The 25,952-nt window shown below is 33.1% G+C and carries 24 protein-coding genes; 10 read left to right on the top strand and 14 right to left on the bottom strand.

The features are described 5' to 3' along the window. Positions 1-37: 37 nt before the first annotated feature. From ITJ86_RS13205 to ITJ86_RS13190, 4 genes are all read left to right on the top strand, one after another. Positions 38-661 carry a hypothetical protein gene (locus ITJ86_RS13205; protein ID WP_195872124.1) on the top strand — a complete coding sequence of 208 codons (624 nt, stop codon included), beginning with the start codon at positions 38-40 and terminating at the stop codon, positions 659-661. A 252-nt stretch (positions 662-913) separates the two neighbouring features. Further along, positions 914-2,119 (top strand): hypothetical protein, encoded by a 1,206-nt coding sequence (locus ITJ86_RS13200; protein WP_195872123.1) that lies wholly within the window; start codon positions 914-916, stop codon positions 2,117-2,119. 90 nt (positions 2,120-2,209) lie between these two features. After that, positions 2,210-3,112, top strand: a complete 903-nt coding sequence (locus ITJ86_RS13195) for a hemagglutinin protein (protein WP_195872122.1) — start codon at positions 2,210-2,212, stop codon at positions 3,110-3,112. 25 nt (positions 3,113-3,137) lie between these two features. After that, positions 3,138-4,061, top strand: coding sequence for a T9SS type A sorting domain-containing protein (locus ITJ86_RS13190; RefSeq protein WP_195872121.1), 924 nt, complete (start codon positions 3,138-3,140; stop codon positions 4,059-4,061). A 138-nt stretch (positions 4,062-4,199) separates the two neighbouring features. On the opposite strand, the gene ribB is transcribed toward ITJ86_RS13190, so the two are convergent. The 7 genes from ribB to pheT form a co-directional block, all read right to left on the bottom strand. Next, the gene (ribB, locus tag ITJ86_RS13185; protein WP_195872120.1) at positions 4,200-5,351 is read right to left on the bottom strand and encodes a 3,4-dihydroxy-2-butanone-4-phosphate synthase; all 1,152 of its coding nucleotides are present in this window, start codon (positions 5,349-5,351) and stop codon (positions 4,200-4,202) included. A 32-nt stretch (positions 5,352-5,383) separates the two neighbouring features. Further along, a complete protein-coding gene (locus ITJ86_RS17535; RefSeq protein ID WP_195872119.1) occupies positions 5,384-7,387 on the bottom strand; it encodes an LptF/LptG family permease in 2,004 nt (667 codons plus the stop codon). 69 nt (positions 7,388-7,456) lie between these two features. Next, entirely contained in the window at positions 7,457-8,098 is a 642-nt protein-coding gene (locus tag ITJ86_RS13175) for a LolA family protein (RefSeq protein WP_195872118.1), read from the bottom strand. A 57-nt stretch (positions 8,099-8,155) separates the two neighbouring features. Then, the gene (locus ITJ86_RS13170) at positions 8,156-10,591 is read right to left on the bottom strand and encodes an FtsK/SpoIIIE family DNA translocase (RefSeq protein WP_195872117.1); all 2,436 of its coding nucleotides are present in this window, start codon (positions 10,589-10,591) and stop codon (positions 8,156-8,158) included. Between the two features lie 329 nt (positions 10,592-10,920). After that, complete coding sequence (locus ITJ86_RS13165) at positions 10,921-11,289, bottom strand: diacylglycerol kinase (protein ID WP_195872116.1); 369 nt, start codon at positions 11,287-11,289, stop codon at positions 10,921-10,923. Positions 11,290-11,296: 7 nt separating this feature from the next. After that, positions 11,297-11,797 (bottom strand): thiol peroxidase, encoded by a 501-nt coding sequence (tpx, locus tag ITJ86_RS13160; protein ID WP_195872115.1) that lies wholly within the window; start codon positions 11,795-11,797, stop codon positions 11,297-11,299. A 156-nt stretch (positions 11,798-11,953) separates the two neighbouring features. Beyond that, entirely contained in the window at positions 11,954-14,380 is a 2,427-nt protein-coding gene (gene pheT, locus ITJ86_RS13155) for a phenylalanine--tRNA ligase subunit beta (RefSeq protein ID WP_195872114.1), read from the bottom strand. Positions 14,381-14,585: 205 nt separating this feature from the next. Here pheT and ITJ86_RS13150 point away from each other — a divergent pair, with 205 nt between their 5' ends. The 4 genes from ITJ86_RS13150 (at position 14,586) to ITJ86_RS13135 (ending at position 17,303) form a co-directional block, all read left to right on the top strand. Then, positions 14,586-15,803, top strand: a complete 1,218-nt coding sequence (locus ITJ86_RS13150; protein WP_195872113.1) for a peroxiredoxin family protein — start codon at positions 14,586-14,588, stop codon at positions 15,801-15,803. Between the two features lie 278 nt (positions 15,804-16,081). Further along, positions 16,082-16,252 (top strand): hypothetical protein, encoded by a 171-nt coding sequence (locus ITJ86_RS13145; protein WP_195872112.1) that lies wholly within the window; start codon positions 16,082-16,084, stop codon positions 16,250-16,252. Beyond that, positions 16,249-16,848, top strand: a complete 600-nt coding sequence (locus ITJ86_RS13140) for a superoxide dismutase (RefSeq protein WP_230080306.1) — start codon at positions 16,249-16,251, stop codon at positions 16,846-16,848. The genes ITJ86_RS13145 and ITJ86_RS13140 overlap by 4 nt, the downstream gene beginning before the upstream one ends. Continuing rightward, on the top strand, positions 16,848-17,303 hold the full coding sequence (locus ITJ86_RS13135) for a tetratricopeptide repeat protein (protein WP_195872111.1): 456 nt from the start codon (positions 16,848-16,850) through the stop codon (positions 17,301-17,303). The genes ITJ86_RS13140 and ITJ86_RS13135 overlap by 1 nt, the downstream gene beginning before the upstream one ends. Before the next feature lie 210 nt (positions 17,304-17,513). On the opposite strand, the gene ITJ86_RS13130 is transcribed toward ITJ86_RS13135, so the two are convergent. The 5 genes from ITJ86_RS13130 to ITJ86_RS13110 all read right to left on the bottom strand — a co-directional run bounded on the left by ITJ86_RS13130 (position 17,514) and on the right by ITJ86_RS13110 (position 23,194). Then, the gene (locus tag ITJ86_RS13130; protein ID WP_195872110.1) at positions 17,514-18,308 is read right to left on the bottom strand and encodes a cation transporter; all 795 of its coding nucleotides are present in this window, start codon (positions 18,306-18,308) and stop codon (positions 17,514-17,516) included. Positions 18,309-18,440: 132 nt separating this feature from the next. Then, on the bottom strand, positions 18,441-18,962 hold the full coding sequence (locus ITJ86_RS13125; RefSeq protein ID WP_195872109.1) for a PsbP-related protein: 522 nt from the start codon (positions 18,960-18,962) through the stop codon (positions 18,441-18,443). A 153-nt stretch (positions 18,963-19,115) separates the two neighbouring features. Then, positions 19,116-19,952, bottom strand: a complete 837-nt coding sequence (locus tag ITJ86_RS13120) for a hypothetical protein (RefSeq protein WP_195872108.1) — start codon at positions 19,950-19,952, stop codon at positions 19,116-19,118. A 94-nt stretch (positions 19,953-20,046) separates the two neighbouring features. After that, positions 20,047-22,194: a M3 family metallopeptidase gene (locus ITJ86_RS13115; RefSeq protein ID WP_195872107.1), complete on the bottom strand. Its 2,148-nt coding sequence runs from the start codon at positions 22,192-22,194 to the stop codon at positions 20,047-20,049. Between the two features lie 286 nt (positions 22,195-22,480). After that, complete coding sequence (locus tag ITJ86_RS13110) at positions 22,481-23,194, bottom strand: peptidylprolyl isomerase (RefSeq protein ID WP_195872106.1); 714 nt, start codon at positions 23,192-23,194, stop codon at positions 22,481-22,483. A gap of 2 nt (positions 23,195-23,196) precedes the next feature. Between ITJ86_RS13110 and ITJ86_RS13105 the strand changes: the two genes are divergently transcribed. Both ITJ86_RS13105 and ITJ86_RS13100 read left to right on the top strand, forming a co-directional pair. Further along, the gene (locus ITJ86_RS13105; RefSeq protein WP_195872105.1) at positions 23,197-23,841 is read left to right on the top strand and encodes an NUDIX hydrolase; all 645 of its coding nucleotides are present in this window, start codon (positions 23,197-23,199) and stop codon (positions 23,839-23,841) included. Positions 23,842-23,890: 49 nt separating this feature from the next. Then, a complete protein-coding gene (locus ITJ86_RS13100; RefSeq protein ID WP_195872104.1) occupies positions 23,891-24,691 on the top strand; it encodes a lysophospholipid acyltransferase family protein in 801 nt (266 codons plus the stop codon). Positions 24,692-24,763: 72 nt separating this feature from the next. On the opposite strand, the gene ITJ86_RS13095 is transcribed toward ITJ86_RS13100, so the two are convergent. Beyond that, positions 24,764-25,396, bottom strand: coding sequence for a hypothetical protein (locus ITJ86_RS13095; RefSeq protein WP_195872103.1), 633 nt, complete (start codon positions 25,394-25,396; stop codon positions 24,764-24,766). Positions 25,397-25,400: 4 nt separating this feature from the next. Further along, the gene (locus ITJ86_RS13090) at positions 25,401-25,895 is read right to left on the bottom strand and encodes an RNA polymerase sigma factor (RefSeq protein ID WP_195872102.1); all 495 of its coding nucleotides are present in this window, start codon (positions 25,893-25,895) and stop codon (positions 25,401-25,403) included. Between the last annotated feature and the right edge of the window lie 57 nt (positions 25,896-25,952).

The following is a 25,952-nucleotide window of genomic DNA, read 5'->3' as shown; positions in this document are numbered from 1 at the left end:
AAAACTTTGTAGTCATTAACAATTGTACATAAATATCATGAAAAAACACATCACATTAATCTTCGTAATACTATTATCGGTAGCCTGTAAAGAGGAAACCAACAAAGAAACCAACCAAACCGTTAAAAGCGAACCAAAGCAAGAAGTCACCACACAAATTAACTCAAGTGCAGACTACAGCAGTTTATTTAAAAACTATACCTGCGATGTTTCTGTCACAGAACTCGCCAAAGTGCTACAAATACCAGACTCTGACATTAGTGCACAAACAAGCAATTCGCCAAACGAATGTCTTTTTAAAATAAAAGGCTTTGGGGAAGGTCACGATAATACAGGGACAACCTTGCGCTTAATGTTAGTTCCTAGCAGCAAAGGGCAGAGTAAAAAGGAAATCGCCAACCTTTTAAAAGACAAAGCGGAGTTGTCAAGCGGCATACTTATGGGGAGGGATATCGTATTAGCAGATGCTGGTGATTGCTATATCGCATCTCAGCCAAGGAGAGGCACAGTACGCATATTAAATGAAAACTATGATAGCTTCATTGTTATTACTTATCAAACGAAAGCTTCTGTTCAAGGTAGAACTGAGGAACAGCACGATGAACTCAAAATAATGTCAAATGATTTAGCTAATTATTTGGTAACAACACATAAAAAATGATGACAATTACCCACATCTGTTCAGTAGTTGCTTTCTTGATTCTGTTAAACTTAGTGCTATTAAAACTGAGTTGTAATAAGACCAAATAACCAGTTATAGTAAGTGTTGTTACATAAATCACAGCATTTGTTACAATAGTAATAAGGTTACAAACAGATCTAAGATACTTTTACCAAAGTATTGTAATACTAATAATCAAACGTCTTGATATATGTATGCAATATGTAATTAAGAAATAAACAATTTAAACTTATGAAAACAAAAATTACATTACTCATCTTATTCCTAACTACTTTAGGATTTGCTCAAAATGGCATTAATTATAAAGCAGTAATTAAAGACAACATTGGCAATGTTGTAGCTAATGATCTTGTTGTTGTACAATTTTCAATTTTACAAGGAGCAGCACAAACTAATGTGTTTACAGAAACCCATTCTCCATCAACGGATGAGAATGGTATAATTACAGTAAATATTGGAGAAGGAACACCAGTTTCGGGAACGTTTGCTTCCATCGACTGGGCAAGTGAAGACCATTATTTAAATGTTCAAATCAATGTAGGAGATGGCCTTACAGATATGGGAACCACGCAATTCAAAACGGTGCCTTATGCTATCGCTTCTGGAGATAAATCTTGGGAAGTGGAAACAGACAATGTTCATGTGCTGACTAAAAATGTTGGTATTGGAACAACGGCACCAACAGATCTTTTGCATATCTATGATGATGAAACATCAGGGATTAATTTATCCGTGCCAAATTTCTCAGATGTATCCCAAATTGAGTTTAAAAATGGTTCTGAAACCGGTTTTCACTCATTTTATAAAATTCTAAACAGAGAGGATGCGCTGAGGTTTGAATTGGATACTGACCTTTCAGCTACTGGAGAAGGATATGAAAGCAAAATGACACTTTCCAATTCAGGATTGGAATTAGAAAATGGTACACGAATAAATGAGTTTTCTACTGATGGAACATTAGCTGGAAACAGTAATAATGCCATACCTACTGAAGCTGCGGTAAAAGCTTATGTGGATAATCGTGGTCAATCTAACTATTGGAAAATCGACAATCTAAATACAAATAATATTACTGCAACTAGTACATATCAACCTATAGGACCAGTATTAATAATTAATAAGGAATTTTCAGATTCAAACATTGAAGTCACGTTAAATTCACGAGTAAATGGTGGAGTTTTTTCTAGTCCCAGTGTTAATGGTATAAATTTTAAAATTCGAATTGATGGTATAGAAACTACCTTAGATAATATAGGTAGTATTATTGACTCAAATACGATAGACTTCTTATCAATATTTGCTGTTTTTGAAGGGCTTTCAGTAGGATCGCATACTATACAAGTTTATGCTAGTACATCTCCATTTGGGACTTCATCGAATGTTGGTTTAGATCCTGGAGGATGGAATGGAGCTATAATAGCAAAGGAAACTTTTTAATAATGGGTTTCTAAATAGTTAAAAAACTAAAATAAAAATTTAGTAATCAGGGGTATATATTTTAATAATAGAATTCAAACTTTAGAAAAAATGAAACAGATAATTAATTTACTGATGCTCTTAGTGGTTTTACCACTAGCATCACAATCCATGGAAAAATTCAGCATCGATTCAGGAGGTGCATCAGTAACCGCAGGAGGTATTCAAATGCTTTATACCATTGGAGAAGTCAATGTACAAGAATTAAGTGCTGGAGGGATATCGGTTTCTGAAGGCTTTATAAATCCAGTGAGCTTTATGATAAATCTAGATCCCAAAATATTTTTGGAAGGGCCTTATAATGCTGGACAGATGAATGATGTTCTGCGGAGTAGCGATAATATCCCAACATCAAGTCCTTATGTAGATAACGCTACATGTAATGCCACGGTTTTTGATATCACAGGTGCTAATGCCATAATAGATTGGGTATGGATTGAACTGCGCGATAGTAATGATGGTATAACCGTATTAGCCGAAACCTCGGCACTTTTACAAGCCGATGGAGATGTGGTAGCAACTGATGGCACTTCGGTAATAAATATAAATGTGTCACCAGGAAATTATTATGTAATGGTTAGTCATCGTAATCATTTAGGGGTATTAACTGCTAATCCTATCAATCTATCAGGAAGTGCAACAGTGTTAGATCTTACTACTGATAGTCTATTAGTAACAGGTGGTGCTAATGGTATAGCCAATATGGACGACGGTAATTATGCTCTTTTTGCTGGTGATTTTGATGGAAACGGACAAATACAGAACAGTGATGCTGTTGGAGCATTACCATTTATTGGGCTATCTGGATATTTAAATGCAGATATAGATATGAACAGTCAGGGACAGAATACTGATATTTTAAACACACTTAATCCTAATATCGGTAGAGGTGAACAATATTCCAGCCGACAACTTTTTGCAAAACGTAAAACAACAACTGAAAATGATAATTAATAATAACCTTAAATCAATAGAAATTATGAAAAACAATTACAGAAAAATTTTAACGACCATCTACTTTGCATTTATAGCTAGTATTGGAATGTATGCGCAAACTATTCAAGTATCATTTGAAAATGCTCAAAACACTAACGATGGTGTAGATGATTTTTATGAAGTCGATGTTATGATACAGACACATGATGGTATGCCAGATTTTAAAATGGGTGCAGCACAATTCTATATTAACTATAATACAGATGCATTTGGAGTAAATATTTACGATGGTAATGATCAAGAAAATGATGGTGTAGAAATTACGTTTCCAAACGACGGAGATGGGCCATTAGAGGATTATATAGTAGGGCAGGGTATAGATGCACTTCCTGCTTTGAAAATCTATGGAACACTTCAATTAAATAATAATACGGATTTCAGACTGTCGTATTCAAATCAACAATCCTATTCATCGGGTACTTTTACTGAAAATAATATAACATCAACACCAAAAAAACTAGTTCATATCAAAATGAAATATTTAGATGTAACTCAAGATCCTATGGTTGTTTTTGAAGACAATGAAGCGATAGTTGATATGGCAAGAGATCAGTTCTTTACAGCTTGTGGCCCTACAGATGACCCTTTTGCTTTAGCAAATTGTGCAGCAAATCCAGGTTCTCAAATAATTGATGCTGTATTTGTAAGTGAAGGTGCCACGTTATCTTTAGATGAAATTGTAAGGTCAGAAGATGTAACAATTTATCCAAACCCTACCTCTAAATATATAAATATCCGTACAACTTTAAATGTACAAAACATTGAGATCTATGATATTTTAGGAAAATTGGTTTTGGCAGAAGGTGATTCAAACCATATAAATGTAGAGCAGTTTCAGTCTGGTATTTATTTGTTGAAAATTTATACTGATAAAGGGAAAGCGACAAAAAAGATAGTTATTAAATAGTAAAAAAATACTTATCAATCGTTATAAAATGAGAACTTCGATTTATAATATATCTTGGTTCTCATTTTATTTAATGCCAATGATTTTGAATTGTATATCTTTCTTAAGATGATTTAATTTTTCTAATAAAATGCGTCTTTAATACGCTACATATTCAACAATCTCTAAACCATAACCAATCATCCCAACACGTTTGGTTTGGAGACTGTTAGATATGAGTTTTAGTTTGCTGATTTTTAAATCGTGAAGAATTTGAGCACCAATACCAAAATCTTTAGTATCCATACCTAAGCTAGGCGCTTTTATTAATTTACCATCAACTTGATTTTCTTTTAATATTGAAAGTCGTGTTAAAAGGTTAATAGATTCTGGTTGTTGATTGATAAAAATAATAGCCCCTTTTTCTTCGCTATTAATAACCTTAAACATATCGTCTAATTTCTTATCGGCATTATTTGTTAAGGCGCCTAAAATATCACTATTGACTAAGGTGTTATTAACTCGTGTACAAACAGGCTCGTCAGATCTCCATGATCCTTTAGTCAATGCAATATGAACTTGATCATTAGTAGTTTGCTGGTAGGCTCTAAGCCTAAATTTACCAAAACGTGTTTCAATATTAAAATCTTCCTTTTTGTCAATTAAAGAATCGTGCTCCATTCGGTAAGCCACTAAATCTTCAATAGATACAATTTTTAAGTCAAACTTTTTAGCCACTTTTAATAATTGCGGTAAGCGTGCCATGGTACCATCTTCATTCATGATTTCTACAATCACTCCAGCAGGTTCAAAACCAGCTAGGCGTGCAAAATCTATGGCAGCTTCTGTGTGGCCAGTACGTCTTAACACACCACCTTCTTTAGCAACTAATGGAAAAATATGACCAGGTCGTCCTAATTCAAAAGGCTTTGTATCCTTATCAACTAAAGCTTTTACGGTCTTTGCTCTGTCGCTAGCAGAAATTCCGGTACTAACACCATTGCCTCTTAAATCTACTGAAATCGTAAAGGCGGTTTCCATAGGATCCGTATTATTACGCACCATCATATTAAGGTCTAGGTCTTCACAACGATGTTCTGTAAGTGGAGCACAAATCAGACCTCGTCCATGGGTGGCCATAAAGTTGATCATTTCTGGTGTTACCTTTTCGGCAGCAGCTAAAAAATCACCTTCATTCTCACGGTTTTCATCATCGACAACAATTATAACTTTTCCTTGTTTAATGTCTTCAATGGCTTCTTCAATAGTATTTAGACTCGTTTCTATGTTCATTGCTTTAGTAGTAATCATGACTCGGTTTTTAGACCATGTAAAGATACATTTTATTTTATGTTCTGAAGGCAGCTTAAGTAGAAGTCTTGAGAAATTTTACTTCTTACAATAACGTATTTTAATGGATAAATAGGCAGTGTTAAAGCTAGTAAAAGTGGATTGATACGTTTACGCTCTTGATTGATAGTTTTATAGAATTTTAAATACACAAAAGCGTTAACAATCACATAGATGACAAAAAACACAAATGCAATGATGCTCAACGTTAAAGAAGATTCAGCTAATTCTGGAAGTTTATTGTTGTTAAATACAAAATGCAATACTAATAATACAGCACCCACACAATAACTAACTAAACTGGTTTTAGAATAATCTTTGTAATCTTTGAGTAAAACTCGCGCTTTAATTTGTGAATCTGGTATTTCTAATCCTTCAGATTTTAAAGATTCGAGTGATACTTTACGGTCTAACAAATTATGAAGCGCAATCTCTTTCGGTTTTTTATCGAGATCGAAGTCATCTTGTTTTTTTATGATCCCAACCAATTCTTCAATTGTGTTTTTTGAATAGAAATTATAAACTTTAGTATCACTTTCCGAAAGTTGAAATTTTTGTTTTGAGTTGAATAAACGCTTTAGTGGCACTACTATACTATCAAACTGAAAAACGCCTTTATCATTTGTTGCTCGTGTGGTAAGATAAATACTTAATGGAAACATAACGGCTGTAGAAAACCATGTACCAATAATTGGACTAAAACTTCCGTTTTCTGCACTGTTTTTAGCGAAAATTCCAAAAAAATGATAGGTTAAGAATAGTAATATTGCAATAACCATTGGCAAACCAAGTCCACCTTTACGTATTAAAGCTCCAAGTGGTGCACCTACAAAAAACAGAATAACACATGCGAAAGCTAAAACAAATTTATCTTGCAACGCAATAATGTGCTTGTTTAAATGAGTTTGTTTTATTTCTAAGTTCTTTTTGTTAGAGTCTAAAATTTGCCTTGTACTATTAGACGAGTTCTTAGCCAAATTAAGAATTTGTATTTTTTGAGCTGTATTATAAAAACTCAAAATATCTTTAGTTATTAAAGTAGAATCTTTTAGAATGTTTTTTCTAGTCTTAGCAGTATCAATATTAATGTTTAGTGATGCATAGGTACTTCGGTTGTACAATGTGGTTGCTAAGGCTTTATAATCGTTTTGTTGATTTTGTTCTAAAGTATCAATGTATTTATTTAACTGACTAACATTTAACATGTTATACCTGTCTGATTGACTTTTTTCATCTAAGTCTTCATCATTAAGTATTTCTAAATCTACATTTGTAATGTAGGTATCAAAATAGCTGCGAACATGTGGTTTATTTTGGTTCTTTTGTATGTTCTTACTAATGATCTCTTCGTAATAATTTCCATCTGTCAATTCGAGTTGAAGGATATTAGAATCAGGACTACTTTTTAATTCCCCTTTTTTAGAAACGATGACTTTGAAATTACCTCTTCTGGTAGAACTTTTTTCGTGAATAACAACGTTTTCAAGAAACTGATCACGATCACCAGACTTCTTTTCAACTTTTATATTAATGTTTCCTATTTCATTAAACTGACCTTCAGCAATAGCCAAAGCAGGTTTCATTTTGGCAATATTACGTCTTAGGTTAAAAAAATTATATTCTCCCCAAGGAATAACATTATTGGCAAAAAAGAAACAACCAATACCAAGCGCAACGATAAATACACTTAAACTTCGCATAGCACGTTGCAATGAAATACCTGTAGATTTCATGGCTGCAAATTCATAATTTTCGGCAAAGTTGCCAAAAACCATAATGGAAGATAATAACACAGTTAGCGGCACAACCAAAGGAATTAGCTTTGGCATGTAGTACATAATAAACTTTGCAGTTACAGTTATGTCCAAATCTTTACCTGCAAGTTCGGCAATATACAGCCAAACCCCTTGTAAAATAAAGATGAACATGAATATAATAAAAACGCTAAAAAACGTTTTTAAAAAGGTAATAAGTATGTACCTATCTAGTATTTTCACACAGTTAAAATTTAGCCTTATACCTATTAAAATATAGATTTTTAAGAGATATTACCTATTTAAAATGGATTAATCAATTTTATTGATAAAGTAATCGCTGTATTTACTTTTGTCAAATGTAAATAAGGTTTTTGATATAGGTTGGTCGGTTTTAAAAGAATTAACAGTTAAAATGGTTTTTGTTCCGTTTTTACCAACTTCTATTAAATTGTAAATGTGTTTTGTAGTCGCATCAATGCCTAATAACACATGCTTTATTTCAGAATTAGTGTCAATTGGACTCAATTTTACATACTGTATTTTTCTTCCTTTTACTGTTTGTGTGATATCCATTTTATAGGTGTAACCATCTTCATAAAACGATAACATTTCACTAGGTGTAATTGTGCTTTCGTCCTCCGTATTATCTGAAGATATTGTAACTTCTTCATCTTCTGGACTTATGGTATATAGGGTTTTACCATCGAAAATTCGTGTTATGCCTAAGATGTTAAGTTTATATTTTTCATCTTCTATAACAACGTCTCCACGCGTTTCTTGTTTAATATTTTCGCTAATATTATTGAGTTCATATTTAAAATCTAAACTAATATTGTTATAGTTTTTAATTTTTGTGCTTACTTCATTTAGTAATGTTTCGGCTTGTGTGTCATTTTGAGCAAAAGCGTTAAAACCTATAGCGAAACATGCGATAATAATTAAATTTTTCATTCGTTTGTATTTCTTTTTTTTATAAAATGATATTTTTATTAAGCTAAAATGTAATTTTTATGGTTGTTCATTTTCTAACAACTGATCTAAAGACACTAAATCTGGAACTAAAACTTGGCGCGCTTTGCTACCTTCAAAATTGCCGACAATTCCGGCAGCTTCGAGTTGGTCAATGATTCTGCCAGCTCTGTTGTAACCTAATTTTAATTTTCGCTGTAATAAAGAAGCCGATCCTTGCTGCGATGTTACAATAAGTTCTGCTGCTTCTCTAAATAGTTTATCTCTATCCGATATGTCAACATCAAGATTTGTGCCACCTTCTTCACCAACGTACTCTGGAAGTAAATGCGCATCTGGATAAGCTTTCTGTGAGCCTATAAATTCAGTTATTTTTTCGACTTCTGGTGTGTCTACAAAGGCACATTGAATTCTTATAAGGTCGTTACCCTGAGTGTATAGCATATCTCCACGACCAATTAATTGATCTGCACCAGCACCATCTAAAATGGTACGCGAATCTATTTTACTAGTAACTCTAAACGCAATACGTGCTGGGAAATTGGCTTTAATAATACCTGTTATAACGTTAACTGAAGGTCGTTGCGTCGCTATTATTAAATGAATACCAATGGCACGTGCTAGCTGTGCTAATCTGGCAATTGGTGTTTCTACTTCTTTACCAGCCGTCATAATTAAATCTGCAAACTCATCGACCACTAAAACAATGTATGGTAAATAAGCGTGGCCTTCATTAGGATTTAATTTCCGTTTTTTAAACTTATCGTTGTATTCAGCAATATTTCTACAGTAGGCGTTTTTAAGCATTTCGTAACGGTTATCCATTTCAATACAAAGTGAATTCAATGTATTAATAACCTTTGTGTTATCTGTGATGATGGCATCTTCACTATCTGGTAATTTTGCTAAATAATGACGTTCAATTTTGTTGAAAAGTGTGAGTTCTACCTTTTTAGGATCGACAAGTACAAATTTTACTTCAGCTGGATGCTTCTTATATAATAATGAAGTTAAGACCGCATTTAAACCTACAGATTTACCTTGTCCTGTTGCACCAGCCATTAGTAAATGTGGCATTTTAGCTAAATCGACAACAAAAGTTTCGTTACTAATGGTTTTACCAAATGCAATGGGTAAATGCATTTCTGATTTCTGAAATTTTTGTGACGCAATAACTGAACGCATAGAAACTATAGTAGAGTTTTTGTTTGGTACCTCAATACCAATGGTCCCTTTTCCAGGAATTGGTGCTATAATTCTAATACCTAATGCGGCAAGTGATAAAGCAATATCGTCTTCTAAGTTTTTAATTTTTGAAATTCGAATACCTGCATCTGGAACAATTTCATATAAGGTAACTGTTGGTCCAATGGTTGCTTTAATACTCGCAATACCTATTTTATAGTTCTTTAGTGTTTCAACAATTCTATTTTTATTCTCTTCAAGTTCTTCTTGATCTATAGAAATACCTTCGTTGTCATACTTCTTTAATAGATCTAAAGTTGGAAATTGGTATTTTCCTAATTCGAGTGTTGGATCAAACTGTCCAAAATCTTCAACTAATTTATCAGCTAAATTATCGGATTCTGATTTTTCTTCCTCAACAGTTTCTACTTTCATTTCTAATTCCTCATCGTCAATAGTCTCTTCCTGTGGCTTTTCGGAAACTTCCATGGTGAGCTCTTTTGGTTCAGATTCTGTTTTAGGTTTAGGATTAGAATGGTTACTAATGGTTGGTTTAGAGTCTTCTACCGGAATTTCTATAGTAGATTTTATAGCTTCGGCTTCTTCGGTTAAACTATTATCAAAAGCGACAGTGGGTTGTGTTGAATCGTCTTCGGATTTTAAATCTTCTTTTATAGAACGCTTAGCACGTTTAAAACTATTGACAAGCGTTTCGCCTGTAACTTTAAACCTGATGGCTAAATAGGTGATAAGTCCAAATACTAAAAGAAGAATTGTACCTGCTTTGCCTATGTAATCTTGAAAAAATTGATTCATTTCAAAACCAATTGTGCCGCCTAAAACGTCGTATTTATGAGTGAAAAATCCAAACAGAATGGACAACCATACCACAATAAGTGTTCCCCAAATCCAATGTTTTCTTAGCTTTGCTTTGTTTAAGTTTAAAGAGACATAAACACCTGAAAGAAATAATAAACCAGCAAATATAAACGATGGTAAACCAAAGCCTTTGGTTATAAAAAATTCGCTCACCCAAGCACCAAGCTGACTCGCCCAATTTTTGTATTCATTAGATCGTTCTGGAAAATTATGAAGCACACTTTGGTCTTCTCTTCCTGTAAACACAAAAGAGAGGAATGAGATAAAAAGTAGAACTCCTAAAATAATAAGGAAACTACCAAAAATCAGTTTTTGCTGACTCGATAACTTAAACGAACGCTTTTTTCGAACTGTCTTAGCCTTCGGTTTTGTTTTCGCGGTTGTTTTCTTTTTTGTTGTTTTTTTTGCCATTTTATGCCGAATTTATTTCGGTAGCTAGTTCCGTTTATTTTGGACGTCTATTTATTTAATTGTATTTTTTTTCTTGTTATGAAAAACCATTTTTTAAGATTGTAACGTGTTCTAACGTTTTTATAATTGGTGTAAAAACCAACATTATTAACGCTTAAAATTAGCCATTCTTAAATAGCATTTTCTTTTTCACTGCTAAAATACAAATATGAAACGTTTATCGTATTGATTTTGGTATGTAAACACAATATTCTTTAAGGTCAATCGCTAACAGGAAATCGCTAAAATTTTAAGCCTTTGTTAGTTGAATTGAAAAGGTGTGTTTTTCATTAGGTGAATTTTGGAATATATATTACACAAGCAATAGCAACAGCTGCAATAGATGCAATAAAAACAGCACCAGCAGCGACATCTTTAATTGTTCCGATTTTTTCATGAAAGTCTGGGTGTATAAAGTCAGCTAAAGCTTCAACAGACGTGTTCATGCCTTCTAAACTTAGGACTAAACCAATCATAGCAATTTGTGCTATCCATTCGGTTTTAGAAATATCAAAATAGAAGCCAGCACCTATTACAACAAGTGCAATACATAATTGCGTCTTAATACTGGCTTCTGTTTTAATAAGAATAAGCATGCCTTTAAAAGCATAACCTACACTTTTTATCCTATTAATTATAAAAGGTTTCTTTTCTGACATGTAGAATTTAGGCTAAACTTGCTAAAGCACTTTCGTAATTTGGTTCGTCTTTAATTTCAGAAACTTGTTCGGTATGTAAAATAGTGCCATCCGTATCAATAACAACAATACATCGCGATAGTAAGGTCTCTAAAGGTCCTGTTTTAAAGGTTAATCCGTAATCTTTTCCGAATTCACCAGTTTTGTAGTCCGATAAATTTTCGACATTATTAAGGCCTTCGGCACCACAAAAACGCTTTAGTGCAAATGGTAAATCTTTAGAAATACATAACACTTTTGTATTGTCTAAGCTACTAGCTTTTTCGTTAAATGTTCTAACAGACGTTGCACAAGTACCTGTGTCAATACTCGGGAAAATATTCAGCACTAATCGACTTCCAGAATAATCTGTGATAGACTTTGCCGATAAATCGGTTGCTGTTAGATTAAAATTTGGTGCTTTACTACCAACAGATGGTAATTTTCCTGTAGTTTCAATTGGATTTCCTCCTAATGTTATATTTGCCATGATTTATTTTTTTTAGTGTGTTAAAAATACCAACTTTTATACTTACTTCTCCTAAATAAAGCCTAAATATTTAAAATAGTTATAAGTGTTTTCTAGGTATATAAAAGCCCTTAACCTGTTGTAGTTTAAGGGCTTTTTTTAAATAAGATTTTAAGGTTATCTCAATTCTGCGCCAAGCCTATTTTCAAAATTAGCTTGAAGCTTAGACATAATTTTATCAATTTGCTTATCGTTAAGCGTTTTGTTTTCATCTTGAAATATAAAACTTACCGCATAACTCTTTTTACCATCTGGTAAATTTTTGCCTTCATAAACATCAAATAAATTTACGTTTTTAAGCAGTTTTTTTTCGGTTTGTTTTGCGATGGTATCAATATCTTCAAAAGTAACTTTGTTATCTAACAACAATGCAAAATCACGACGAATTGATGGGTATTTAGAAATAGTGCTAAACCTAATGGTATTGTGTTTAGCCATATCTAAAACATTGTCCCAATTAAAATCTGCGAATAAGACATTTTGCGAAATTCCAAAGTGTTTTAATATCGGTTTTTTAACCAAACCGAAGTCCACCATTTTTTTCTTTCCAACAGAAAAGCTCATGCCTTCGCTATAAATATCAGACGAAATAGGTGCTGATTTTAAACGTGTTAAACCTAAGCGTTGCAGTAAAACTTCAATAGTTCCTTTTAGGTAAAAGAAATCACTTGGGGCTGCTGCAGAGTTCCAACGTTCTTCTGTTTTATTTCCTGTTACAAAAAGCGATAGGTGCTTGTATTCTTCACGATTATCGGAATATTGATGATATGTTTTACCGAATTCAAATAATTTTAAATCGTTGCGTTTTCTGTTAATATTATGGGCAACAGCTTCTAATCCAGAAAATAATAACGACTGTCTCATTACTTCTAAATCGTTACTCAGTGGATTTAGCATTTTTACATTATGATCTGCGTTTAAATCTTCACTTAACTCCACATACTTTGGTGTTGTTAATGAATTAGACATAATTTCGAAAAAGCCTTGCGAAGCGAGTTGGTTTCCAATAATATTCTGAAGTTTATAATCCTCAAAACGTGTTGAATTTGAAATAGAAGCATTCAATTTCGTTGTCGTTGCTATATTGTTGTAGCCATAAACTCTAAGGATTTCTTCGATAATATCGGCTTCACGCTGTACATCATTTCGGTATGCAGGAACGGTTAATCCTAATCCGGTTTCGGTAACATTTTTAACTTTGATGTCTAAAGAGGTTAAAATACTCTTTATGGTTTCTTCAGGAATAGTCTCACCAATTAATTTTCTAGCATTGTCAAAACTCAACCGTACTTCAAAATCATTTATTTTCTTCGGATAAGTATCAACGATATCACTTGTAATTTCACCACCAGCAATTTCTAGAATTAATAATGCTGCACGTTTTAGCGCATATTCTGTAAGATTAGGATCAATACCACGTTCAAACCTAAATGACGAATCGGTGTTTAAGCCATGTCGTTTTGCCGTTTTACGAACACTCACTGGGTTAAAATAAGCACTTTCTAAGAAAATACGTGATGTGTTTTCCGTAACACCAGAATCTAAACCACCAAAAACACCTGCAATACACATCGGTTTTTTGGCATTGCAAATCATTAAATCATCTTCGTGCAATTCGCGTTCAACACCATCTAAAGTGGTGAATTTTGTTCCAGCGTTGCAGGTTTTAACTTCAATTTTATTTCCTGAAATACGATCGCCATCAAAAGCATGTAAAGGTTGTCCTAATTCGTGCAACACGTAATTAGTAATATCTACAATATTATTAATAGGAGATAAGCCAATAGATTTTAAGCGATTTTGTAACCAGGCAGGAGACGCTTCTACTTTTATATCAGAAATTGTGACACCACAATAACGCGGTGCTTTATCGTAATCTTGTACATCAACATCTACTTTGTACGCGCGAGCATCTACATGATAGGAACTAACGGAAGGTGTAATAAGTTCTAGGGAAATTTCCTTTTGCAACAATCCCGCTTTTAAATCGCGTGCTACACCATAATGGCTCATAGCATCGGCTCGGTTTGGTGTTAGCCCTATTTCAAAAACCTCGTCGTTTTCAACTTTAAAAAGATCAGCGGCAAGTGTACCAACTTTTAGATCGTCATCTAAAACCATAATGCCATCATGAGATTCGCCAAGACCTAATTCGTCTTCGGCACAAATCATTCCATGACTTTCTTCGCCTCTAATCTTCCCTTTTTTAATGGTCCAAGCTTCACCTTCAGCAGTGTATAATGTGGTTCCAATTGTGGCAACTGGTACTTTTTGACCGGCTGCAACATTTGGTGCACCACAAACAATTTGTAAAGGAGCATCAGCACCAATATTTACTGTTGTTACTTTTAAACGGTCTGCATTACTGTGTTGTTCACAGGTTAAAACTTCGCCAACAACGATGCCTTTTAATCCGCCTTTTACAGACTCGTAAGCCTCAATGCCTTCTATTTCTAAACCTAAGTCAGTTAACAATTCGCCTGTTTTTTCAGCGTCCCAATCGGTTTTTATAAACTGCTTAAGCCAGTTGTATGATATCTTCATGTGTCAATTTAATCGAGGTGCAAAGATAGTAATTCCCATTAGCGAATGAAATATCCAAGTTTAATTTTTTAACCTAAATATTAAGGGCTTCAGATACGCCTTCTAACCCCTAAATGGCAACAGTTGTTTTGCGGATGAAACATCAAATTGCTTTTTTATGTAAGGTAATTGTTGTTATTTCGAACTTTATTCAAAAAATATATTTATGATACGGATTTTAATAGGTTGCTTTATGGCTTTAGTAGTATGCTCTTGTAACGAGGACATAAAACAGCAAAACTTAAAAGTTGGAACATATCGCGCCATATTGAAAGCTGAGGATAATCAGGAAATACCTTTTGTGTTTGAGGTGAAATCACCAACAGAGTTGCATATAATTAATGCTGAAGAAGTCATTAAAGTAGATGAAGTTGAATATAGAAATGATTCTATTTTTATTAAAGCTCCGGTGTTTGAAGGCTTTTTAGCAGCAACGTTTGAAGGCGATAATTTAAAAGGGAGTTATATTAAGGAAAGTTTAGATAGAGTAGTGCCATTTTCGGCAGAGTATAACAAAAAGAATCGGTTTGAAGTAACATCGGAAGCCAATGAAAATGTTGCAGGAATTTGGGAAACCGTTTTTAATCACAATGATGCTGATGACCAATACATTGCCAAAGGAGTTTTTAAACAAGAAGGCAGTAAAGTTACTGGCACCTTTAGAACTACAACTGGCGACTACCGCTATCTTGAAGGTGTTATGGATGGTGATCAAATGAAGCTTTCTACCTTTGATGGTGCACATGCGTTTTTGTTTACAGCGAAAGTGTCGGACTCGACCATGGAAGGTACATTCTATTCCGGAAACCATTGGAAAGCTCCTTTTATAGCTAAACGTAACGCATCTTATGAATTACCAAGTACAGATGAACTTACCTTTTTAAAAGAAGGTTACGATAGTTTAGAATTTTCATTTCCCGATGAAAATGGAACAATAATCTCATTGAGCGACGATCGCTTTAAAAATAAAGTTGTCATTGTGCAAATTATGGGTACGTGGTGTCCAAACTGTTTAGATGAAAGCATCTATTTTAATGAATTCTATGAGGCTAATAAGGATAAAGACTTTGAAATTGTTGCCTTAGCTTTTGAGTATGCCAAAACAGAAGAAAAAGCCTTTAATAGTATATCGCGATTGCGAGAAAAATTAAACATTAATTATCCAATTCTTTTAGCGCAATACGGAACGTCTGATAAAGAAAAGGCGCAAGAAAAGTTACCGATGCTAAATCATGTGTTGTCTTATCCGACCTCAATTTTTATTGATAAATCTGGTAAGGTTCAAAAAATACATACTGGTTTTAATGGTCCTGCAACAGGTGAAAAATACGAAGCGTTTAAAGCGGATTTTGAACGTTTTGTTGGTGGATTGTTGAGTGATTAATGTATTAATAACCAATGCTGAGTATGTCTATAAACGTTGATGTATATGGTTTGTGGCATGTTTTAAGAACTAAGTTAGCCAATATAAACAGCGTAAAAAATCCAAAAGAGTTTTTATAATTAAACTTCAATCAAGCTATACGTTAGATATGGTGATGTGAAAAGTTTTTTGATTCTTGCGACAATACTATTTTATTAGCGCATTATAATTATTTCTCTTAAAAATTTTTTTAGTCTTATCTAAAATATTAGTTTTGTGAAACTAAATATAGTGCAACTATGAATTTTGTTATCGAGTTATTAGAAGAAAACAAAAAATATTTGGAAAGAAATGTTATCAAAAAAAATCTTATGCAGGTTAATATGCAAAAAGCAACAAGAGATTTAAAAAAGGTAAGTGAATTAAAAAAGGCTATTAAAATTTTAAAATTAAAAAACAGAAAACAATGAAGATCACACAAACATTACCAGAGTTACCTTACGATAAAAACGCGCTCAATCCATTAATCACAGAAGAGACATTTGATTACCATTATGGAAAGCACCATGCTGCATACGTAAATAATCTTTCTGGACTTGTAAAAGACACTGAATTAGTTGATTTAAGTGTTGAGGAGATCATCCAAAAAGGCTATGCTGAAAACAATGCGGCTTTATTTAATAACGCTGCACAGCACTGGAATCATTCTTTTTTCTGGCATTGTCTGTCTCCAAACGGCGGAAAGGCTCCTGAAGGAAAAATAGGCGAATTAATAGTTCGCGATTTTGGTGATTTTGAGCAATTTAAAGAACAATTTTCGACGACAGCAACAAAGTTGTTTGGTGCGGGTTGGGCTTGGTTGGCTCAAGATGAAAAAGGTAAACTTGAAATCCTTCCAATGAAAGATGCTCATACACCATTAACAGCGCATAAAAAACCGATTCTCACATTAGATGTTTGGGAGCATGCTTATTATATAGATTATAGAAATGCAAGACCGAAATTTGTAGAAAGTTTTTGGGAAATAGTAAACTGGGATTTTGCAAACAAAAATTTAAAAATATAATGAGTGATACGTGTATTAATCATATAGAAAAACATTGGCAAGCTTTAACAGGTTCTAGTAATGAACTGTTTAATAAAGGAAATTTAAAAAAAGCTTTATTAGGGTATAAGGATGCTATGTATAGGGCAGAAGTATTGAATAACAATATTGAAGATTGTATCCGTTTAAAAATTCCATTTGTACAAGTGTATATAATTTCTTGTAATAATTTAGCGAATACTTATGAAGACCTTGGTAAAAAAGAAGAAGCAGAAAACCTACTTAAAAGAGTGGTATATTATCTTTTACATTTAGCCGATAATAAAGCGCTAAATATAGATGAAATACAGTCAGAACTCAAACGAGCTACGTTAGCATATGTTCACTTTTCGGAAAAAAATAATTTAGAAAAAAGTAAGCAAGAAAAACTATTTACTGTATTAAAAGAACAACTGTTACAGGATAATTTAATATAAATACAATAAAATGAAGTGTTGTTCATTTGTTAATCCAATTTTTATAAAGTTTAGCTTGTCATTTTTTACCACGATGAGTATCTGAAAATAGGCGATTTCAAAACAGTAAATTCTGGTTTAAACACAATATTTGACACAACCTAAAACCTTGAAGCTACTACTGTTTTGCCTATTTTTAGTGTACATTGTTGTAAGTCGTATTGCTTTTATTCACTTACTTAATTTTAAAATCCTAAACGCTCCTTGAATGACCAAAAGAAAAACGATGGTACCAATAATTAAATCGGGTTTATTTGAACTCAAATAGTTTACTAAAATTCCCGCGATGATGACTCCCAAATTGATAATCACATCATTCGAAGTAAAAATCATACTCGCTTTCATATGAGCCTCTTCTTTACTTTTTGACTTTTGCAAAATATAAAGACAAATGCCGTTTGCGATAAGTGCTAAAATTGAAACAATTATCATTGTCGAAAAATCAGGAAGTTTCTCGTCTCCGAAAAACCGTCTTAAAACTTCTACAAATCCAATAATAGCAAGTGAGATTTGGAAATAGCCTGCAAGTTTAGCGATCCGTTTTTTCTTAATCACAGTTCCTCCAACGGCTAACAAACTAATTCCGTAAACGAAACTGTCAGCAAGCATATCCAAACTATCGGCAACAAGTCCCATGGATTTTGAGATTATTCCTGTGGTCATTTCGACAACGAAAAACACAATATTGATTGCAAGTACAGACCAAAGTAGTTTTTTTTGGTTTGCGTTTTCTTTAAATTTTGTTTGGTCGGTTTGTTCGGTCGAGATTTTCTTTCCGCCTAAATTCAGTTCTATAATTGACTTTTCGATTTTATCTATTTCTCCCCTGTGAAAAACAGTCAATTTTCGGTTTGGAATATCAAAGTCTAAATTCGCAATACTTGAAATTCCGTCTAGTTTCATTCGGATAAGATTTTCCTCAGATGGACAGTCCATTTTGGTAATTTCAAATAGCGTTTTATTCATTTGGTTTCTGGTTTTTTTTATGACTTACAATAGTTTTGCAACTAAGGTAGCGAGAATTCCCAAACAGTAGGAAATCTGCAAGATTTACCAAGTAGGTTCTTAGCGTGCTATAGCTTATTGCCAGTGTTGTAATTAGTTTTTTATCAGATTAAAACTATCCATTATTCTCAATGATTCGATTTGATTATTTTTATAGTTTTCATACAGAGTAACAAATGTCAATGTGTAAATTTGTTTGTTCATTAAGTATGTGTGAATAATAGTTTTAAACTTATAATCTCCTGATTTTCCACCTGCGATTAATTGATGAGATTTTAATCCTCCTTTATTTTCTATTTCACTCGAAGTAATTTTAGGTTCAGTCAGCATTTCACTAATTTGATTTTCCACTAGACCTTTGTACTTTTCAAGAGTTATTGTTGTGTCATTGAGGTTTTGCACAATTAAATTTATGTTTTCTGTAAAAACGTCTGAACTCTCAGAGTTTGTAGGGTAAAGAAAAATTTCAGTTCCACTTTCGCCTGAATCGTTTAAAATCCAATTAGAGGGATACTCTATTGAATAATTATCCTTTTCATATTTTATACTTTTGCTTTGTTCTTGCGCATTGATGATAAAAGTAAATAAGATGAAAATTATTAGTAGGTTCTTCATTTTTTAAAACTAACTAGAACGGTCGTGTGTATGATTTCGTTGCGTGATTAAGCAACTAAGTTAACAAATAAAAACGGAATATAAAATCCGTTAGGATTTTCGTAAGTAGGCAAAAACCAAGTAATTAATTATACAAGGTGTTACCTGCAGTATTTATTTTTCAAAGATAACTTCAGCTTTTATTTTTAGACTTATCTCGTCATCATTTATTGTCAAAGTCCAATATTCCAAGTCTTCAAATCCATCTTTCTTTAATGGACTTGAAACTTCTCTTACCAATTCGGGTAAGTTCATATTATACCTTTCAATTGTATAATTTTTATCGTTCAATTTGATAGTTAAAGATTTTACGGTATTAAAATCGAGATTATCAGGCAAAATAATTTCTGCATTTGATTTGTTTAAAATGGATAACTTTGGGTTTTCCGCATTACTTGTGTTTAGTAACAAGTCCAATTGCATAGCAGAAATATTTTTTTCCTCATCATTTTCAACAAATTTTAATATCAGAGGTCTGTATTTTGCTCGGATTTTAGTTAAAATTAAACGTATATCATTTTTTAAATACTGTCCTTGATAATCTAAAATTGAGTCAAGTTCCACTTTAAAATTGGTTTCATTTAATATGTCTTTTTTTGACTTATTCTTTTTTGTTAAATCAATAAACTTTTGAAGTTCTTTTTCAGAGTAATGTCTTGAATATTTGTCAGAAATATAAACATAAGCTTCGCCTTTTATCAACTCTATTTCCTCATTTAAGAATTCGTCAAATTCTTGGACATCTGCTTTATTATTAAAGTCAAGTTCAAATTCATTAAATAGTTTTTTCTTATTGTTGTCAACTACGAATCTTATTCCGTTAAATCCTTGCTCAATTATTTCTTTACAGTTTATTTGTTCAAAAAGTTCATCAATCTTTTCTTGTTTAGACTGACAAAAAATTAAGCTTGGACTAAATGCTAATAGGATTAAGAATGTTGTTTGTTTCATATTGTAGTTAACCAGTTTTATCATTAAAAAAAGTTCTCTTATCAGCTAAAAGAAAGAGATAAGAGAACTTTTATATGTTTTTAAATGTTAACGTTTATTCTCCAGGAACTGGAAATCCGCGATCTTTCATTAAGGCTTCAATTTTAGCATCACGACCTCTAAATTTTCTATACGCTTCTGCTGGTTCCATAGCATTACGTGGTGCAAATAGATATTTTACTAATTTATCAGCGACGTCTTTATCGTAAAAACCACCTTCGGCTTCTTTAAATGCTTCAGATGCATCACTTGTTAGTACATCTGCCCACATATAACCGTAGTAAGCTGTGGCATAACCTTCGCCAGAAAATACATGTCCAAAATGTGGTGTTCTATGACGCATTGGTAATTCTTTTGGCATGCCTAACTCGTCTAAAGTCTCACGTTCAAATTTATCAATGTCAATATCGGTTGGATCTGCTAAGTGTAATTTCATGTCTATTAAAGCAGAGGCTAAATATTCTGTGGTACCAAAACCTTGGTTAAAGGTTGATGCGTTCTTAATTTTTTCAACCAAGCTTGCAGGAATAGGTTCGCCTGTTTTGTAATGCACTAAAAATTGGTTAATGACTTTATCTGTAGATAACCAACGCTCCAATAATTGCGATTGGAATTCTGTATAATCTCTAACACCTCCATTTAAGGTTGGGTATTTTACATCTGCCGAAAAGAAGTGAAGCGCATGGCCAAACTCATGAAAAAACGTGGTGGCATCGTCCCAAGACACTAAAACCGCTTCGCCTGGAGCTGGCTTTACAAAATTAGAATTGTTAGAGGCTAGTACATTTTTCTCTCCTTCAAAAGAATCAGAACTTCTATAAGTTGTTGCCCAAGCACCAGAACGTTTGCCTTCGCGTGCAAATGGATCTAAATACCATAAACCAATATGTTTGCCAGAATCTTTATCGGTAACTTCCCAAACTTTAACATCTTCGTGAAAGACTGGTACTGAACCTTCTTCAACTGGTGTGAATTTATAATTAAACAATTCGCCAGCCGTAAAGAACATAGCGTCTGTTAACTTATCGAGTTGTAAATATTGTTTCACTTCTTCGCTGTCTAGGTCGTATTTCTTTTTACGTACTTTTTCTGCGTAGTATCTGTAATCCCATGGTTCTATGGTGATATTATCGCCAAGTTCATCAGCAACCGTTTGCATATCTGCGACTTCCTCTTTAACTCTTGCGGTTGCTGCAGGCCAAACAGCCAGCATTAAATCCATGGCGTTTTCTGGCGTTTTTGCCATTCGATCTTGTAATCTCCATTCGGCATAGTTATCATAACCCATTAAGCCAACACGTTCTTTACGTAGTTTTAAAATTTCGGCTATGATTTTGTTGTTGTCAAACTCGTCTCCATTATCTCCTCTAGAGTAGTAATTTTCCCATACTTGCTTGCGTAATTCGCGTTCAGTAGAATAGGTGAGGAAAGGATCCATTGAGGAACGTGTGTTAGTAATGGCATATTTTCCGTCTTCTCCTTTGTCCGTAGCTATTTTTGCTGCCGATTTTATAAATCCATCAGACAGTCCACCAAGTTGATTTTCGGTTAGATAGGTAATATAATTTTCTTCATCGTGTAATACATTATTAGAAAAATCGGTATAAAGCGATGATAATTCTTTGTTGATTTCCGCATAGCGTTTTTTCTTTTCGGCATTGAGGTTGGCGCCATTCATTTCAAACTGTTTGTAGGTTAAATCGACGACGCGCTGTGCTTGTGGCTCTAAAGGTGACTCTTGAGAGGCTTCATAAACGGTTTTTATACGTTGGAATAGTTTTTCGTTCTGAGAAATTTGTGATCTAAAATCGGAAAGTTTTGGTGCTAATTCTGTTTGAATAGCTCTAAATTCTGGTGAAGACATATTACTTCCCATAATCCCATAATAAGTAAATACACGACTTAGTTCTTTACCTGCGCTTTCCATAGCAACTATTGTGTTTTCAAAAGTAGCAGGTGCTGTATTGTTGGCGATGGTTTCAATTTCGGCTAGATTAAGCTTCATGGCTTCTTCTACTGCGGGTTTTATGGCTTCTACAGACATTTTATCGAAAGCAGGAACTCCTTCGTAAGGTCCTGTCCACTCTTGGATTAATACATTGTCGCTCATGGTTGATTCTGTGGTTTTGTTGGTGTCGTCTTTGCAGCTAGAGAAAAGTACAACGCTACAAATTAATGTGGCTTTAAGGGTTTTAGAAATCATGTATGATAGTTTTTAGTGTTAGAAATTTGATAGGAATTTTAAAAGCCTACAAGATACTGAAAATAGGAATGAAGTGTATGAAATATTCTATAATTCTTGAAGGTTATTATTGATAGTTGTTGCACAGAGACTCACGTAGTTTTCGCGGAGAGGCACAGAGAAAAAGAGCATAAAAGTTTAAAATATAGTTGTGATAACCTTAGATTAAATTCACTTTGTCGCTATACTAAATCGCTCTGCGAACCTCAGTGTGTCTCAGCGCATATCAGTGTAATAACATCAAAACCTAATCGATAATCTCAACCTTTTTAATATACACATTACTTAAAGGCCAATCTCCTTCATCTGTTTCTACAGCATTAATTTTATCTACTACGTCCATACCAGAAATAACTTCACCAAAAACCGTGTAATCTCCATCTAAATAGTGAGCTCCTCCTTCGCGCTGAATTATAAAAAACTGATATGGTGACGCCAATTTATAGGCGTTTTCAATTTCGCTACTAGGCATAGAAACCGCTCCGCGTTTGTGTGTGTAGCCTTGTTTTGTGTCTGGTGGTAAAAGGTAACGTCCTATTTTTCGTCTTTTCTTGTAGAGGTTTAGTCCGTCACCACTGCCACCTTGTATCACGAAATTTTCAACTACTCTGTAAAATTGGGTGTTATCAAAATAATTGCGTTTTGTGAGGTAAACAAAATTGGCTCTGTGGAATTTGGTTTTATCATATAAGGAGATGTCTATAATTCCGAAATCGGTTGTAATTCTAACTTTATTTTCTGGGTTTTCTTTTTCAAACTCTAAAAAGAATTCCATGGCATTAGCGTCAGTAAGTTCTGGGTATTCTGGCTCTGCTTTCTTTTTTGGTTTAACTTTTGTTTCTGCGGTAACGGAATCTTTTACAACCGTTGTATCTGTTTTTTTTGAAGTTTGTTTATCTTCACAACTCAGAAGGAATAAACCAATTCCGAAAGCCATCGGAAACATTAATAGAAATCTCATAAATGCTATTTAATACGTTTTTAGAATCTGTAGTAAAAATAAAAAATCTAGAGCTTACTGGCGAAGACTCGCATGCAAAAATGTCTCCACCTTACCGTGTAGATTTGGCAGAAAAAATGAAAAAAAAGTCTGCAACAGCAAGAAAAGCGGGGGTTATGGCTTTGTTTTACCCTAAAACTAATGACAAAACTTACTTGGTGCTTATTCTGCGAAAAACCTATAAAGGAGTACATTCTGCACAGGTTGGTTTTCCAGGTGGTAAATATGAAGATGAAGATGGTAATGATCTAATGGTAACTGCAATACGAGAAACAGAAGAAGAAATAGGTGTTGCTAGACAACATTTTGATGTTTTAAAAGGTGTATCTCCTATTTATATACCACCAAGTAATTTTATAGTGCATCCTTATATTGGTATTTCAAAAGAATATTTAATTTTTACCAAACAAGACGAAGAGGTTGAAGCTATAATAGAAGTTAGTCTTACCGATTTCTTAAGTGAAAGTAGTACTTTAACCACAAGAGTACCAACTTCTTTTGGAGTTGAAGTGGATGTGCCTGCATTTAAATTTAATGGTCATATTGTTTGGGGAGCAACAGCAATGATGCTTGGAGAAATAAAAGACTTGTTAAAACAGGTTTTATAAGTTAACTTAATGGTTACATTTGTAATCGACAAAATTTTGAAAATTTACTATGGGATTATTTAAAAGAAATCCTTTTGGACATATACTTTGGGTGAAGAAATGGCTAATACGACTTCTAGGTGTTTTTACGCATAGACGTTTTAGAGGTTTTAATGATTTGCAAATTGAAGGTTCTGATATTATAAAGAACTTGCCAGATACTAATGTGTTGTTTATTTCTAACCATCAGACGTATTTTGCGGATGTTATTGCCATGTTTCATGTGTTTAATGCGAGTTTAAGCGGACGATTAGATAGTATTAAAAATGTTGGTTACCTATGGAATCCAAAATTGAATATGTATTACGTTGCTGCAAAGGAAACCATGAAATCTGGTTTACTTCCAAAAATATTTGCCTATACGGGCTCAATTAGTATAGAACGTACATGGAGGTCTAAAGGAAAAGACGTGAATAGGCAAGTAAAGATGAGCGATATTACTATGATAAAAACCGCACTAAATGATGGTTGGGTAGTAACATTTCCGCAAGGTACAACCACTCCTTTTAAACCGATTAGAAAAGGAACAGCCCATATTATTAAAACCTATAAACCTATTGTAGTACCAATTGTTATTGATGGTTTTAGACGCTCATTTGATAAAAAAGGACTTCGAATTAAAAAGAAAAATATATTTCAAACTTTTGAAATAAAAGAACCTTTAGATATTGATTACGACAATGAGTCTATTGCAGAAATTGTTGAAAAAATTGAATATGCTATTGAGCAACATCCTTCATTTTTAAAGGTAATTCCACAAGAAGAACTAGAAGAAAAGGAACGCTTAAATAAAGAATTGCGAGATATGTAATTTAGTTTACAGTCTCAATCTTTGATAATAAATATAGTTTATTGCTATTGTGTTTATCTAACGCCTTGTAAATTATATTTCTAGCTTCTTTAGTTCGTTGTAGTTTTTGTTTAAACGTTTTAATAGTATACCATAAAGTAACTTGTAAAACAACCAAATTACAGTTATAAAAACACCTGTTAACAGAATAACAAAACCACACAAAAAGAACATTTGTTTAGCGTTAAAAGCTTCAACTTGATCATGAAACACTATGTTTTGATTAAATTCAAAATACAGTGATAATGGAACTGAAATAAAGATCATAATTAAATTATAGAGGACATAGTATTTAATTACTTTGCGTGTATTTATAATGCTCTCCATTAATTTTTTGGCATTGTCTGTTGAGGAAATTGATTTGTGAGATTTAAACAATAGATACACAAATACAAAGACTATGACAAAGCTAAGTATAGACAACCCTAAAAATAGTGGGTTTTCATAACTTCGATTCATTCGGTCCGTAAAACTTGAAGACATAAAATATGGTAGAATACTGATAAGTATCCAAAACCCTAGTTCTGCCAAACTAATATAAAATAACGTCTTTACAATTGATGACGATTTTTTATGCAACATTGGATTTAGATCTGAATTTGAATAATTTTTATATTCCGTCTTATCTTTTTTCCAGTCTTTTTTTAATAATTCTAATTCATCCATATGCTTACGGATTTAATATTGTTCTTAATTTCTTTTTAACGCGATTCATTTTCACTCGTGCATTTACCTCCGTTATACCTAATGTCGCGCTTATTTCTCTATAGTCTTTGTCTTCTAAATACAGGAAAACAAGGGCTTTTTCAATGTCATTTAATTGGTGTACTGCTTGGTATAATAGTTTTAATTGTTGCTCTTCAGTATCGTCATATTCCTCCGCTTTAATTTTAAACTGAACCGTATCAAATGCTTGAGTGTTTATGCGTCTTTTCGATTTTCTGTATAACGTTATTGCAGTGTTCAATCCAACCCTATACATCCAAGTGCTAAATTTAGCATCACCTCTAAATTTTGGATAAGCTCTCCATAATTGTATCGTGATTTCTTGAAACAAGTCGTTATGCGCATCGGCATTGTTTGTGTACAAACGGCACACCTTATGTACAATGTTTTGATGTTTTTGCAACTGTTCTACAAAACTATGTTCAAGTTCTTTGTTCAATTGATTTAATTGGTTAGTTAACTAATTAGTAGTAGGAAATTGACTTTTGTTACAAAT

This window comes from Winogradskyella marina (genome assembly GCF_015645385.1).
GTDB lineage: Bacteria > Bacteroidota > Bacteroidia > Flavobacteriales > Flavobacteriaceae > Winogradskyella > Winogradskyella marina.
The sequence above is the reverse complement of the archived record's forward strand: the minus strand, read 5'-3'. Positions and strand labels throughout refer to the sequence as shown.

Bases quoted from the DNA above. Each gene is read 5' to 3' on its own strand.
- ITJ86_RS13205 (WP_195872124.1), top strand. From the start codon at position 38: ATGAAAAAACACATCACATTAATCTTCGTAATACTATTATCGGTAGCC.
- ITJ86_RS13200 (WP_195872123.1), top strand. From the start codon at position 914: ATGAAAACAAAAATTACATTACTCATCTTATTCCTAACTACTTTAGGA.
- ITJ86_RS13195 (WP_195872122.1), top strand. From the start codon at position 2,210: ATGAAACAGATAATTAATTTACTGATGCTCTTAGTGGTTTTACCACTA.
- ITJ86_RS13190 (WP_195872121.1), top strand. From the start codon at position 3,138: ATGAAAAACAATTACAGAAAAATTTTAACGACCATCTACTTTGCATTT.
- ribB (WP_195872120.1), bottom strand. From the start codon at position 5,351: ATGATTACTACTAAAGCAATGAACATAGAAACGAGTCTAAATACTATT.
- ITJ86_RS13175 (WP_195872118.1), bottom strand. From the start codon at position 8,098: ATGAAAAATTTAATTATTATCGCATGTTTCGCTATAGGTTTTAACGCT.
- ITJ86_RS13170 (WP_195872117.1), bottom strand. From the start codon at position 10,591: ATGGCAAAAAAAACAACAAAAAAGAAAACAACCGCGAAAACAAAACCG.
- ITJ86_RS13165 (WP_195872116.1), bottom strand. From the start codon at position 11,289: ATGTCAGAAAAGAAACCTTTTATAATTAATAGGATAAAAAGTGTAGGT.
- tpx (WP_195872115.1), bottom strand. From the start codon at position 11,797: ATGGCAAATATAACATTAGGAGGAAATCCAATTGAAACTACAGGAAAA.
- pheT (WP_195872114.1), bottom strand. From the start codon at position 14,380: ATGAAGATATCATACAACTGGCTTAAGCAGTTTATAAAAACCGATTGG.
- ITJ86_RS13150 (WP_195872113.1), top strand. From the start codon at position 14,586: ATGATACGGATTTTAATAGGTTGCTTTATGGCTTTAGTAGTATGCTCT.
- ITJ86_RS13145 (WP_195872112.1), top strand. From the start codon at position 16,082: ATGAATTTTGTTATCGAGTTATTAGAAGAAAACAAAAAATATTTGGAA.
- ITJ86_RS13140 (WP_230080306.1), top strand. From the start codon at position 16,249: ATGAAGATCACACAAACATTACCAGAGTTACCTTACGATAAAAACGCG.
- ITJ86_RS13135 (WP_195872111.1), top strand. From the start codon at position 16,848: ATGAGTGATACGTGTATTAATCATATAGAAAAACATTGGCAAGCTTTA.
- ITJ86_RS13130 (WP_195872110.1), bottom strand. From the start codon at position 18,308: ATGAATAAAACGCTATTTGAAATTACCAAAATGGACTGTCCATCTGAG.
- ITJ86_RS13125 (WP_195872109.1), bottom strand. From the start codon at position 18,962: ATGAAGAACCTACTAATAATTTTCATCTTATTTACTTTTATCATCAAT.
- ITJ86_RS13120 (WP_195872108.1), bottom strand. From the start codon at position 19,952: ATGAAACAAACAACATTCTTAATCCTATTAGCATTTAGTCCAAGCTTA.
- ITJ86_RS13115 (WP_195872107.1), bottom strand. From the start codon at position 22,194: ATGATTTCTAAAACCCTTAAAGCCACATTAATTTGTAGCGTTGTACTT.
- ITJ86_RS13110 (WP_195872106.1), bottom strand. From the start codon at position 23,194: ATGAGATTTCTATTAATGTTTCCGATGGCTTTCGGAATTGGTTTATTC.
- ITJ86_RS13105 (WP_195872105.1), top strand. From the start codon at position 23,197: ATGCTATTTAATACGTTTTTAGAATCTGTAGTAAAAATAAAAAATCTA.
- ITJ86_RS13100 (WP_195872104.1), top strand. From the start codon at position 23,891: ATGGGATTATTTAAAAGAAATCCTTTTGGACATATACTTTGGGTGAAG.
- ITJ86_RS13095 (WP_195872103.1), bottom strand. From the start codon at position 25,396: ATGGATGAATTAGAATTATTAAAAAAAGACTGGAAAAAAGATAAGACG.